General features: G+C 42.3%; 11 protein-coding genes and 1 riboswitch. Of the genes, 9 read left to right on the top strand and 2 right to left on the bottom strand.

Features of this window, described 5'->3' with window-relative positions; all coding sequences use genetic code 11:
- The first annotated feature begins 108 nt into the window (after positions 1-108).
- A complete protein-coding gene (uvrC, locus tag H7F25_RS11610) occupies positions 109-1,881 on the top strand; it encodes an excinuclease ABC subunit UvrC (RefSeq protein WP_024423216.1) in 1,773 nt (590 codons plus the stop codon).
- Between the two features lie 61 nt (positions 1,882-1,942).
- Positions 1,943-2,120, top strand: a riboswitch (Lysine riboswitch).
- Between the two features lie 133 nt (positions 2,121-2,253).
- Positions 2,254-3,489, top strand: a complete 1,236-nt coding sequence (locus H7F25_RS11605) for an aspartate kinase (protein WP_185853746.1) — start codon at positions 2,254-2,256, stop codon at positions 3,487-3,489.
- 154 nt (positions 3,490-3,643) lie between these two features.
- Here the strand turns inward: H7F25_RS11605 and H7F25_RS11600 are convergent, their stop codons facing one another.
- A complete protein-coding gene (locus H7F25_RS11600) occupies positions 3,644-4,087 on the bottom strand; it encodes a YslB family protein (protein ID WP_024423214.1) in 444 nt (147 codons plus the stop codon).
- Between the two features lie 283 nt (positions 4,088-4,370).
- Between H7F25_RS11600 and H7F25_RS11595 the strand changes: the two genes are divergently transcribed.
- From H7F25_RS11595 to H7F25_RS11575, 5 genes are all read left to right on the top strand, one after another.
- Positions 4,371-4,979, top strand: coding sequence for a succinate dehydrogenase cytochrome b558 subunit (locus tag H7F25_RS11595; protein ID WP_024423213.1), 609 nt, complete (start codon positions 4,371-4,373; stop codon positions 4,977-4,979).
- Positions 4,980-5,016: 37 nt separating this feature from the next.
- Positions 5,017-6,777, top strand: coding sequence for a succinate dehydrogenase flavoprotein subunit (gene sdhA, locus H7F25_RS11590; RefSeq protein ID WP_185853745.1), 1,761 nt, complete (start codon positions 5,017-5,019; stop codon positions 6,775-6,777).
- Between the two features lies 1 nt (position 6,778).
- Positions 6,779-7,543, top strand: a complete 765-nt coding sequence (sdhB, locus tag H7F25_RS11585) for a succinate dehydrogenase iron-sulfur subunit (protein WP_034279749.1) — start codon at positions 6,779-6,781, stop codon at positions 7,541-7,543.
- Between the two features lie 121 nt (positions 7,544-7,664).
- Positions 7,665-8,126, top strand: coding sequence for an acyl-CoA thioesterase (locus tag H7F25_RS11580; RefSeq protein ID WP_024423210.1), 462 nt, complete (start codon positions 7,665-7,667; stop codon positions 8,124-8,126).
- Positions 8,127-8,203: 77 nt separating this feature from the next.
- The gene (locus tag H7F25_RS11575) at positions 8,204-8,923 is read left to right on the top strand and encodes a biotin--[acetyl-CoA-carboxylase] ligase (protein WP_024427167.1); all 720 of its coding nucleotides are present in this window, start codon (positions 8,204-8,206) and stop codon (positions 8,921-8,923) included.
- A gap of 27 nt (positions 8,924-8,950) precedes the next feature.
- Here the strand turns inward: H7F25_RS11575 and H7F25_RS11570 are convergent, their stop codons facing one another.
- The gene (locus H7F25_RS11570) at positions 8,951-10,081 is read right to left on the bottom strand and encodes a 2-methylaconitate cis-trans isomerase PrpF family protein (protein ID WP_171464563.1); all 1,131 of its coding nucleotides are present in this window, start codon (positions 10,079-10,081) and stop codon (positions 8,951-8,953) included.
- 135 nt (positions 10,082-10,216) lie between these two features.
- Here H7F25_RS11570 and H7F25_RS11565 point away from each other — a divergent pair, with 135 nt between their 5' ends.
- The gene (locus tag H7F25_RS11565) at positions 10,217-11,077 is read left to right on the top strand and encodes a LysR family transcriptional regulator (RefSeq protein ID WP_024423208.1); all 861 of its coding nucleotides are present in this window, start codon (positions 10,217-10,219) and stop codon (positions 11,075-11,077) included.
- Between the two features lie 153 nt (positions 11,078-11,230).
- A complete protein-coding gene (locus H7F25_RS11560) occupies positions 11,231-12,547 on the top strand; it encodes a CitMHS family transporter (RefSeq protein WP_185853744.1) in 1,317 nt (438 codons plus the stop codon).
- Positions 12,548-12,564 lie beyond the last annotated feature (17 nt).

Below are 12,564 nucleotides of genomic sequence, written 5' to 3'. Positions count from 1 at the left end.
AAGCGGTTCTCGTAAAGACGAGAGCCGCTTTTCTTTCAGCATGGTATAAAACAAATGTTCGTGATACACTAGAAGGAGTGAAAGAGGAAAACAAGGACGGATGAAAATATGAACAAACTAATCAAAGAAAAGCTGTCAGTCCTGCCGGATCAACCAGGCTGTTACTTAATGAAAGATAGACAAAATACGATCATTTATGTGGGAAAGGCAAAGGTTTTAAAAAACAGGGTGCGCTCTTATTTCACTGGATCACATGACGCCAAAACGCAGCGGCTTGTCAGTGAAATTGAAGATTTTGAATACATTGTCACCTCTTCTAATATCGAGGCGCTTATTTTAGAGCTGAATTTAATCAAAAAATATGACCCAAAATACAATGTCATGCTCAAAGATGACAAGACGTATCCTTTTATAAAAATTACGAATGAACGCCATCCTAAGCTGATCGTCACCCGCAATGTAAAAAAGGACAAAGGAAAATATTTCGGTCCATACCCAAACGTACAAGCAGCTCGAGAAACAAAAAAGCTGCTCGACCGCTTATATCCACTGAGAAAATGCGCTACCCTTCCTGACCGCGTCTGTCTTTATTATCATCTTGGACAATGTCTTGCGCCATGTGTGTATGACATTTCCGAGGAAACGAATAAGCAGCTCGTGGACGAAATCACAAGGTTTCTAAACGGAGGGCATCAGCAAATCAAAAAAGAACTCACCGAAAAGATGCAGGAAGCCGCTGAAAATTTAGAGTTTGAACGGGCAAAAGAACTGAGAGACCAAATCGCTTATATCGACTCAACGATGGAAAAACAGAAAATGACGATGAGTGATTTATCAGATCGAGATGTCTTTGCCTATGCCTATGATAAAGGCTGGATGTGTGTCCAGGTTTTCTTTATCAGACAGGGGAAATTGATTGAACGTGACGTGAGCCTGTTTCCAATGTATCAGGACCCTGAAGAGGAGTTCCTCACGTTCATGGGGCAATTTTATGAAAAGAACAACCATTTTCTGCCGAAGGAAATTCTGGTGCCGGACAGTGTCGATCAAGAGATGATTGAGCAATTGCTTGAGACGAACGTTCACCAGCCGAAAAAAGGAAAGAAAAAGGATCTGCTTTTACTTGCGCATCAAAATGCCAAAATCGCCTTAAAAGAAAAATTTTCGCTCATTGAGCGTGATGAAGAGCGGACAATTGGTGCGGTGAAGCAGCTCGGGGATGCGCTTAATATTTATATGCCATACAGAATCGAGGCATTTGATAACTCAAATATTCAAGGAGCAGATCCGGTTTCTGCCATGGTCGTCTTTCAGGACGGGAAACCCTATAAAAAGGAATACCGAAAATACAAAATAAAAACCGTCTCAGGGCCAGATGATTATGCATCCATGCGTGAAGTCATTAGAAGACGATATACCCGCGTGTTAAAGGATGAACTGCCGCTGCCAGATTTAATTTTAATTGACGGAGGAAAAGGACAGATCAACGCAGCTATCGATGTGCTTGAAAATGAATTGAATCTGTCTGTCCCGGTCGCAGGTCTTGTAAAAGATGAAAAACACCGGACTTCAAATCTCATGATGGGAGATACACTTGAAATTGTTGCGCTGGAGAGAAATAGTCAGGCCTTTTACTTATTGCAGCGCATCCAAGATGAAGTGCACCGCTTCGCCATTAGCTTTCACCGGCAGCTGCGCGGAAAAAATGCATTCCAGTCTATTTTAGACGATGTACCAGGTATCGGAGAGAAGCGTAAAAAGCAGCTCCTCAAACATTTTGGCTCTGTGAAAAAGATGAAAGAAGCCTCTATCCAAGACTTTCAGGAGGCTGGCATTCCGAAACAGACGGCTGAACTTTTAATGGAAGCATTAAAAAAATAGATTGTACTTTTACCAAAAGTCTGTTAAGATGTGACTAATTTAATAAATGAACGTGTTGTTTGTTGAAGATAGAGGTGCGAACTTCAAGAGTAAGCCTTCGGAGATCGATGGGATCTAAGAAGAGGGCTGAAAGGGGAGCGTCGCCGAAGTGAATAAAATCCACTCATTTTATTCGCTGGCTGTACATTGAAGAAATGTAGGGCTGTCAAGAATTCATTTCTTGGAGGGCTATCTCATTGTTTGCATCGTTTAATGATGATTTTAAAGCAATGGGAGATTTGTTCTCTCATTGCTTTTTTATTTGCAGTGAGCGGCCAGTCTCCAAAGCTGCCTCTTCTCTCACACGTGAACTTTTGAAAAAGGGTGGTAGACATGGGACTAATTGTACAAAAATTTGGCGGAACTTCCGTTGGGTCGACAGAAAAAATTCGTAATGCCGCAGAGAGAGTGATCGCTGAACGCGAGGCAGGACATGATGTAGTTGTGGTTGTATCAGCGATGGGCAAATCAACGGATGTTCTAGTAGACCTAGCGAAAGAACTCACAGACGATCCAAGCAAAAGAGAAATGGATATGCTGCTCGCAACGGGTGAGCAGGTGACCATTTCATTATTAGCGATGGCGCTCCAAGCAAGAGGTTATGATGCCATTTCCTTTACAGGCTGGCAGGCTGGTATGAAAACAGAGCATGTACACGGAAATGCAAGAATCGTGGACATTGATGAATCAAGAATAAAAGAGGAATTAAGTGCGGGGAAAGTCGTTGTTGTGGCAGGCTTCCAAGGAATTGCAGATGACTTACATATCACAACTCTTGGCCGCGGCGGATCAGATACAACAGCTGTGGCACTGGCTGCCGCACTAAAAGCTGATAAATGTGATATATACACAGACGTACCCGGAGTGTTTACGACAGATCCGCGTTATGTATCATCTGCGCGGAAACTTGCAGGCATTTCATACGATGAGATGCTTGAGCTGGCTAATTTAGGAGCTGGGGTTCTGCATCCAAGAGCTGTTGAATTTGCGAAAAATTATCAAGTCCCGCTAGAAGTCCGTTCTAGTATTGAAAATGAATCGGGTACGTTAATTGAGGAGGAATCATCCATGGAACAAAACTTAGTTGTCAGAGGCATTGCATTTGAAGATCAGATTACACGTGTGACAGTGTGCGGGCTTTCAAGCGGTTTAACAACATTATCGACCATTTTTACGACGCTTGCGAAACAGAATATTAATGTCGATATCATCATTCAGTCCGTTACAAGCACCAACCAGACTTCCATCTCTTTCTCTGTCAAAACGGATGATTTGTCCAAAACAGTTGAAGTATTAGAAGAATATAAAGGGGCGCTTGGCTACGAGCAGATTGAGACAGAAAGCAAATTAGCGAAAGTATCCATCGTGGGATCTGGAATGGTCTCAAATCCAGGGGTAGCTGCTGAAATGTTTGCTGTGTTAGCGCAAAAAGACATTCAAGTGAAAATGGTCAGTACGTCTGAAATCAAAGTCTCAACGGTCGTTGGCCGTGATGATATGGTCAAAGCGGTTGAAGCGCTGCATGACGCGTTTGATTTATCAAAGGTGAGCGCCGCTGCTCACTCTTAAAAAGGTAAAGAGGTGATCTTATGAAAGAGGGTCGCCTCTTTTTTCTATATGGAAACGGCTGAAACGGGCGTAAACCCATTCATTAAGTATGCTATGATAGATGTAGACATATAAAAAAGGCGTGACCTGAAGTCCGCGCCTTTTATCAAGAGTATTAGCTAGGGTCTCTTAAATCCCATTTAACGGTTAAAATGACTTTCTCAGCACGCTTTTTCACTTGTTCATAGGATTCAGCCACGTGCTCATTCAGAAGCTGAATTTGTTCAGCAATAAAACCCGCTTCCATCTGAAAGCATGGCTCCTTTTGATAGGTGAGTCGATTGGATACTAGTGGACCTTCGAGCTCAAACTCAATTTCCTGTTTTTTCGAATGGACCATTGTGAGAGTCCCCCATCCGGCATCATGGAAAAATTCGGGGATCTTCTCCCATGATTCTTGAGGAAATTTACGAGCAAGCAGTTTACCCGCAAAATACATCATAGATGAATGGTCCTGACCAAGAATATCAGGCAGCAGAACTTCGCGTATCAGCTCGTAGGCAAATCCATTGACTTCAATTTCTTTTAGCTGTTCTAAGTTAGATTCGAATTTATTCATTGTACGGCTCCCCTCTTTCAACAATTTATTATAGCTTATGTGGGCATATGATGACAGAGTTTTCCCTGAAGTCTAAGAAATTCTTATTGTAGTAAAACGAATTTTGATTTAAAACTTTTAAATTTCGGAAAATTTTAATTTATGTACGCGGTTTCTTGACGCTTTTTTGACATAGGAGTAAAATGAAATTGTCAATAAATTTGAATAAAGTGCTTACAATTGAAAGAAGCGGGGGTAAGACAATTTTCAAGCAATTGCACTTTTTTTACTAGGGGGTAAAGTAATGTCGGGGAACAAAGAATTTTTTTATCGGAGATTGCATTCTTTGCTTGGCGTCATTCCGGTCGGTCTATTTTTAATACAGCACTTAGTGGTTAATCACTTTGCGACAAATGGACCAGAGGCGTTTAACAAAGCTGCACACTTTATGGAACAGCTTCCTTTCAGATATGCACTTGAGCTGTTCGTGATTTTCTTACCACTGATCTATCATGCTGTTTATGGGGTGTACATAGCCTTTACGGCACAAAACAACACGTCTCGCTTCAGTTACTTAAGAAACTGGCTGTTCAGATTGCAAAGAATTTCAGGTATTATCACATTGATTTTTGTCTCTTGGCACGTATGGGAAACACGAATTCAAGCTCAGCTTGGAGCTGAAGTCAACTATGACATGATGGCGAATATTTTAAGCTCTCCATTTATGCTAGGCTTCTATATTGTCGGCGTTTTATCTACTATTTTCCACTTTGCTAATGGCTTGTGGTCATTTGCTGTCAGCTGGGGAATTACTGTTTCACCACGCTCACAACGAATCTCCACATATGTGACATTAGGTATATTTATAGCGCTTTCATATGTAGGGCTAAGAGCAATTTTCGCTTTTGTTTAAGAGGAAATAGATTAGTAGAAGAGGGAGAGGGGCTACAATGAGTAATTCTAGCATCATCGTTGTCGGAGGCGGCTTAGCTGGTCTCATGGCAACTATTAAAGCAGCAGAAGCGGGAACAGCTGTTCAACTATTTTCAATCGTACCTGTGAAACGTTCGCATTCTGTATGTGCACAGGGCGGAATCAACGGAGCGGTCAATACAAAAGGTGAAGGGGATTCACCTTATGAGCATTTTGATGACACGGTATACGGCGGAGATTTCTTAGCCAACCAGCCGCCAGTAAAGGCAATGTGTGAAGCAGCGCCGTCCATTATCCACTTACTTGATCGTATGGGTGTTATGTTTAATAGAACACCAGAGGGATTATTGGACTTCCGCCGCTTCGGGGGAACACAGCACCACCGTACAGCGTTTGCTGGAGCTACAACAGGCCAGCAGCTATTATACGCACTGGATGAGCAGGTTCGCCGCTATGAAGTAGCAGGACTTGTCACGAAATATGAAGGCTGGGAATTCCTTGGCGCTGTTTTAGATGACGAGGAAGTATGCCGCGGGATTGTCGCGCAAAACTTGACGACAATGGAAATTGAATCCTTCCGATCAGATGCAGTTATCATGGCAACAGGCGGTCCTGGAATCGTGTTCGGTAAATCAACAAACTCTATGATTAACACTGGATCTGCAGCATCTATCGTCTATCAGCAAGGTGCGCATTATGCAAATGGAGAATTTATTCAAATTCACCCGACAGCGATCCCAGGAGATGACAAGCTTCGTCTTATGAGTGAATCAGCTCGTGGTGAGGGCGGACGTGTTTGGACATATAAAAACGGGAAGCCTTGGTACTTCCTTGAAGAAAAATACCCAGCATACGGGAACCTTGTACCGCGTGACATTGCAACGCGTGAAATCTTTGACGTATGTGTCGAGCAAAAGCTTGGCATCAACGGAGAGAACATGGTATATCTTGATCTTTCTCACAAAGATCCAAAAGAGCTTGATATTAAGCTTGGCGGAATCATTGAAATCTATGAAAAATTCATGGGTGACGACCCGCGTAAGCTGCCGATGAAAATCTTCCCGGCTGTTCATTACTCTATGGGCGGATTATGGGTCGATTATGATCAAATGACGAATATCAAAGGTCTATTCGCTGCCGGAGAATGTGATTACTCAATGCACGGCGGAAACAGACTTGGTGCAAACTCACTTCTTTCTGCGATTTACGGCGGAATGGTCGCTGGACCAAATGCGGTGAAGTACATTAACGGTCTTGAAAAATCTGCGGAAGACCTTTCTTCTGCACTATTTGACAGCGCCGTGAAGAAAGAGCAGGAGAAATGGGACAACATCCTCAGCATGGATGGTACTGAAAATGCGTACGTGCTTCATAAAGAGCTTGGAGAATGGATGACGGATAACGTTACAGTGGTTCGTTACAATGACAAACTCTTAAAAACAGATCAGAAGATCGAAGAACTAATGGAGCGCTACAAGAAGATCAACATCAATGATACCGCATCATGGAGCAACCAAGGCGCTGCCTTCACGCGTCAGCTTGACAATATGCTTCAGCTGGCAAGAGTCATTACGATCGGGGCATATAACCGGAATGAAAGCCGAGGCGCACACTATAAACCGGAATTCCCAGAAAGAAACGATGAAGAATTCCTTAAAACAACGATGGCTACGTTCAAAGGGAAAAATCAAAAGCCTGCATTCCACTATGAGGACGTCGATGTATCGTTAATTGCACCTCGTAAACGAGATTACTCGAAGAAAAAGGTGGAGAAATAAGATGAGTGAAAAAAACACAATTCAATTCATTATCACACGTCAAGATACAGCAGATGGAAAGCCTTATGATGAGGAATTCGAAATCCCTTACCGTCCGAATATGAACGTCATTTCTGCACTCATGGAAATTAGACGTAACCCGGTCAATAAACAAGGTGAAAAAACAACGGCGATCAACTGGGATATGAACTGTCTTGAAGAGGTGTGCGGAGCCTGTTCTATGGTTATTAATGGAAAACCGCGCCAGTCATGTACAGCCTTGATTGACAAGTTAGATCAGCCGATCCGTCTCCAGCCGATGAAGACATTCCCGGTCGTGAGAGACTTGCAGGTTGATAGAAGCCGCATGTTCAACTCCTTGAAAAAAGTAAAAGCATGGGTGCCGATCGATGGCACATATGATCTTGGACCTGGACCAAGAATGCCTGAGAAAAAACGTCAATGGGCGTATGAGCTTTCTAAATGTATGACATGTGGTGTCTGCCTTGAAGCTTGTCCAAACGTAAATGATAAGTCTTCCTTTATGGGCCCTGCTCCGCTTTCGCAAGTTCGTCTATTTAACGCACATCCGACAGGTGCGATGAATAAGTCTGACCGTCTAGAAGAAATTATGGGAGACGGCGGTCTTGCGAACTGCGGGAACTCTCAAAACTGTGTGCAGGCTTGTCCGAAAGGAATCCCGCTGACAACGTCAATTGCAGCACTTAACCGAGATACAACATTACAAGCTTTCCGTAACTTCTTCGGAAGCGATCACGCAGAATAACATCACATTCAGTCCTCTTTGCCAATCATGATGAGTGTTTACAAGAGGCTGGATGGAACACAAAATAAACGCCTCTTCCAATATGGGAGAGGCGTTTATTGATGAATAAGGAGATGATGAAGTGAGACTTCCATCATATATTGAGGAACCATTTGAAGAATGGAGAGCATCCTTTCGATTTTATGTCGAAACGACTGTCCGTTTTTCAGAAACGGATATGTTCGGCCATATGAACAATGTCACCCCTTTTGTCTATTTTGAAGAAGCACGGATTGCCTTTTTTCAAAAAACAGGAATTGTGGATAAACGAATGAAACGTGTGAAAGAGACGATTACAGTCGTGGCAAACCTGCAATGTGATTACATCAAACAGGTGGAGATTGGGGAGCGGCTTCGTGTGTATGTAAAGCCGGAAAAAGTCGGATCAAGCTCACTTATCCTTCATTATTTAGGAGAAAACGAGCAGCAGGAACCATGCTTTACAGGCTCAGTCACCATGGTGCAAATTAATAAAGAAACAGGCGCATCTGTCCCATTTACAGAGGAAGAAAAAGAGACATTTCAAGCTCAGCGAAATGGGTAGCATGCAGCCTCAGCAACGTGTAAGCTTCATTTTGTTATAATAAAAAGACCATATCAAGAAGAACAAAAGGAGAACACATGAAGATTTTTCAATATGACACCATTGATAGTACAAATAATGAAGCGAAAAGGCTCATTCAGCAAGGAGAAAAACCTTCATTTGCTGTCTATGCACATCAGCAGACAGAAGGGAGAGGCAGGCTAGGCAGGCCGTGGGAAACGCCTGCAGGGAATGTCGCTTTGACCATGACGGTTTTGCCGCCAGAAGAACTCTCCACCCAGTCAACGATTGCTCCGCTGACGGCACTAGCGATCTACGATGTACTCAAACCTCTCATAAGGGCTGAGGATCAGCTGGCGATTAAATGGCCAAATGATATTCTCATCAATGAAGCAAAGGTATCAGGCACATTGATTGAAGCGGACCGTACCGCCATTTATATCGGGGTTGGCATCAATGTGAAGACAAAGCCGGAGCATGTTCCGTACAAAACCATTTGCCTATCAGAGCTTACAGAGGTAAAAGCCGATCAGCTTGTGAAGGAACTTGCAGCCGCTTTTGAAAAATATCATACACGCTGGAAGAATGAAGGGTTTGAAGCACTCACTTCCCTCTATAACAAACGGTTATATCGTCTTCATAAACCGCTGCGGATCTCGTTAGACCGTGAAAAACAAACATGGGAAGAGGGCATTTGCTGCGGAGTCAACCGCTACGGTCATCTCCAGCTCAAAGATGAGAAAGGGCAGATAAAAGCTCATTCTGCTGGAGATATCGATGCACCGCTTCAGCATTAAAAAAAGCAGACGAGAACATCGTCTGCTTTAAGCTTCTCTTTTAATATGAGGCTGAATCACATAGTCTTGTTTTGTGAAAACAACTCCGTCTAGAATTTCTCTTGCAGTTCGAATGACTTTGACTCTGTTTTGAGAGATGTCAATTTCCGTTTGCATAATCCCGGCAGGATGCCCAATACGAAGTGTGTCTCCTTGACCTTGGAACAGCTGAGAAGGAAGCGTTTCATCCAAGAAACAGCTGGCCGTCACGCAGACAGAACCGGTAATGGCAAGTGCTTGGTGCGGTCGTTGCATCGATAGCATACGAACGATGATATCCATATCTTCTGCTCGTCTCAAGATTCCATTTGTATCTACATAATCAGCAGGCTCGCTGATGAGCGCAAGCTTTGGAACAGCTGGAGACTGTAATGTGGCCATTTCTTTTGGTGCAAAGTGACACATTTCAGCAGCGAGGGAACGAATTTCTTCTAAATCATCCAGTAATTCGTCTGTAAACTCTTCAGGTAATTCAGTTCCTTTTAATTGAATATCTTTCGCACGAATAAAGGCAATTGGATTTGCAATGTCAACGATCGAGATTGGAATCTCACCAAACTTTGTTTGAATCGTATCAATTTTGTTTCCAGTCGGATAGGTTTTACCTGTGACTGCTCCTTCAGGTTTCTCAAAGGATAAATAAATAGGAGAACCAGTTCCTTTTACACCTGGAATTTCTGCCTGTCCTTCAAATTTTACTTCCCCATTTTCAACTTCGACCTCTGCCGTAATGACTTTATTTGTATTGGTATTGAGGATACGTACAGTCGTAATGGGCTCAACTGCTTGAACAAGTCCTTTAATGATCGCATACGGCCCAACGGCTGATGAGATGTTCCCGCAGTTTCCTTTAAAGTCGACATATCTCTCATTAATACTGACCTGTGCAAATGTATAGTTCACATCCACATCCGGACGTGTGGCTTTATCGATAATGGCCACTTTACTTGTTAAAGAATTACCGCCGCCGATCCCATCGACCTGCAGCCGGTCAGGACTGCCCATAATGTCTAATAGAAATGCCTCGAGCTCATCGTGTTCATATGGTGCATTGTCAGCGTGAATGAATACTCCTTTGCTTGTACCGCCTCGCATGATTGTGATTGGAACTTTTCTCATGACTCTCACCCTCAATTTTTAATTAACTGTTTATCTAACCAAAATGGTAAAGTATAATAAGAAATAAGTTAAATACATTATTTTGAGAGAAATCAATAAAAATATTTTATAATTAGTAAAAAAGGAGGGCATACAATGGATGAAAAAGATTGGCGGTTTTTAAAGGTACTTTATGAAGAAAAGAACATCACAAAAGCGGCAGAAAAATTATTTGTCTCTCAGCCTGCCTTAAGCTATCGATTGAAACAGCTTGAAGAGGAGTTTGATATGAAACTTTTCTTTAAAAGAAAACGAGGAATTGAATTTACATCAGAGGGCGAATACTTGGCTAAATACGCAAATGACATGCTCAAACAGCTGCAGCAAACGAAAGATGGCATGCTCAATATGCAAAAAAAGGTCAAAGGAACCATTCGGTTAGGGGTCTCAAGTAACTTTGCCCAGTATAAACTGCCAGAAATATTAAAGGAATTTTCTAAGCAGTATCCACATGTTCAATTTATGGTCAACACAGGCTGGAGCACAAAGGTAATGGATTTATTAGGAACATCAAGTGTGCATTTAGGGATTTTAAGAGGCGATTATGACTGGAATGGAGAGCGTTTTTTGCTTGATAAAGAGCGTCTTTGCATTATTTCAAAATCAGAAATTCAGCTAAAGGATCTCCCGAATCTGCCGCTCATTGACTATCATACAGACAGTTCATTAAAACGGCTGATTAACAGATGGTGGCAGGAAACATTCACAATGCCTCCGCTTGTCACGATGGAGACAGACCGTCAGGATACATCAAAAGAGATGGTGAAGCATGGTTTAGGCTATGCCATTGTCCCAGAAATTTGCCTCAGACCAAGTGATGAGTTATTTGTAAAAGGACTTTCGTATAAAGATGGACAGCCTGTTTTAAGAGATACATGGCTCATGTACCAGCCAGACTCACTTCATTTGTCTGTGGTGAAAGCGTTCATTGAGTTTTTAAGAAATCAGCAAGGTTGATTATAAAAGAAATTTATTGAATATACGAAAAAATCGATATTTTCATTATAAAAAAAGCTATTATATCCTTGAAATAGAAAGCGCTAACATATAGATCGCAAGTGCAAGGGGGCGCTTGCAGATCATGTAAAGAAGAGGATGGAGGGATATAAAGTGCTAGCTATTTTAGGGATCTTGATGGTCTTGACATTTACATTTCTCATTATGACAAAACGTATGCATCCGGTGGTGGCTCTAACCGTTGTACCTATCATATTTGCATTGATCGGCGGCTTTAACAAAGGGTTAGGGGACATGATGCTTGATGGACTGAAAACTGTTGCACCATCAGCTGCTTTATTGTTATTTGCGATTTTATTCTTCGGTGTCATGCTGGATGCTGGATTGTTTGATCCTCTGATTAAACTCATTCTACGTATTGTAAAAGGTGATCCTGTCAAAATTGCTTTTGGGGTAGCGATTTTGTCTATGCTTGTTGCATTAGATGGTGATGGAACAACAACGTACATGATTACCGTATCAGCTATGCTGCCACTTTTCTTAAGAATTGGGATGAACCCATTAATTTTAGGAACAATTTCATTATTATCATTAGGAATTATGAGCGGAATGACGCCATGGGGCGGTCCAGCTACTCGTGCAATCGCGGCGCTTGGATTAGATGCAGGCGAATTTTTCATTCCATTACTCCCAACGATGGTTGGAGGCGGTCTTTTTATACTTTTTACTGCTTATGTACTTGGGAAAAAAGAAAGAAAACGGATTGGGATTGCAGAGATTCAGTACAAAGAAGAGCCGTCCATTTCTCCTGAATTGGCTGCGTCAATTGAAGATGGAGTAGCCGATATCAAGAGACCGAATCTGATTTGGATTAACTTCTTCTTAACAATTGTGGTCATGGTCACACTCGTCATGGATATCATACCAATTCCTGTACTGTTCTTAATTGGATTTGTCATCGCTCTGATGATCAACTATCCAAAGGTTGAAGATCAGCGCGAGCGAATTTTATCTCATGCAGGAAACGCATTAACGGTTATCACACTTGTATTTGCAGCAGGGATTTTCACAGGGATTTTTTCTGGAACAAAAATGGTTGAGTCCATTGCCAATTTGGTCATTTACATGATTCCGGATTCCTACAGCTCATTTTTCCCGCTGATTGTTGCTTTGACGAGTATGCCATTTACATTTGTGCTCTCAAACGATGCTTACTATTTCGGAGTGCTGCCAATCCTGGCTGAAGCCGGCGCAGCTTACGGGATTGATCCGGTGGAAATTGCACGTGCCTCTATCATAGGGCAGCCTGTTCACTTACTGAGTCCGCTTGTAGCTTCAACACTGCTGCTTGTCAGTATGCTGAACAAAGATATTGGTGATTTGCAAAAATATGCACTGCTATGGACCGTGTTAACTGCCCTTTTTACAACACTTATTGCATTGTTAACAGGCGCCATTTCAATCTTTTAAATACCACGCAAAAAAGG

Source organism: Bacillus sp. PAMC28571, from assembly GCF_014250435.1.
GTDB lineage: Bacteria > Bacillota > Bacilli > Bacillales > Bacillaceae > Bacillus > Bacillus safensis.
The sequence above is the reverse complement of the archived record's forward strand: the minus strand, read 5'-3'. Positions and strand labels throughout refer to the sequence as shown.

Bases quoted from the DNA above. Each gene is read 5' to 3' on its own strand.
- uvrC (WP_024423216.1), top strand. From the start codon at position 109: ATGAACAAACTAATCAAAGAAAAGCTGTCAGTCCTGCCGGATCAACCA.
- H7F25_RS11605 (WP_185853746.1), top strand. From the start codon at position 2,254: ATGGGACTAATTGTACAAAAATTTGGCGGAACTTCCGTTGGGTCGACA.
- H7F25_RS11600 (WP_024423214.1), bottom strand. From the start codon at position 4,087: ATGAATAAATTCGAATCTAACTTAGAACAGCTAAAAGAAATTGAAGTC.
- H7F25_RS11595 (WP_024423213.1), top strand. From the start codon at position 4,371: ATGTCGGGGAACAAAGAATTTTTTTATCGGAGATTGCATTCTTTGCTT.
- sdhA (WP_185853745.1), top strand. From the start codon at position 5,017: ATGAGTAATTCTAGCATCATCGTTGTCGGAGGCGGCTTAGCTGGTCTC.
- sdhB (WP_034279749.1), top strand. From the start codon at position 6,779: ATGAGTGAAAAAAACACAATTCAATTCATTATCACACGTCAAGATACA.
- H7F25_RS11575 (WP_024427167.1), top strand. From the start codon at position 8,204: ATGAAGATTTTTCAATATGACACCATTGATAGTACAAATAATGAAGCG.
- H7F25_RS11570 (WP_171464563.1), bottom strand. From the start codon at position 10,081: ATGAGAAAAGTTCCAATCACAATCATGCGAGGCGGTACAAGCAAAGGA.
- H7F25_RS11565 (WP_024423208.1), top strand. From the start codon at position 10,217: ATGGATGAAAAAGATTGGCGGTTTTTAAAGGTACTTTATGAAGAAAAG.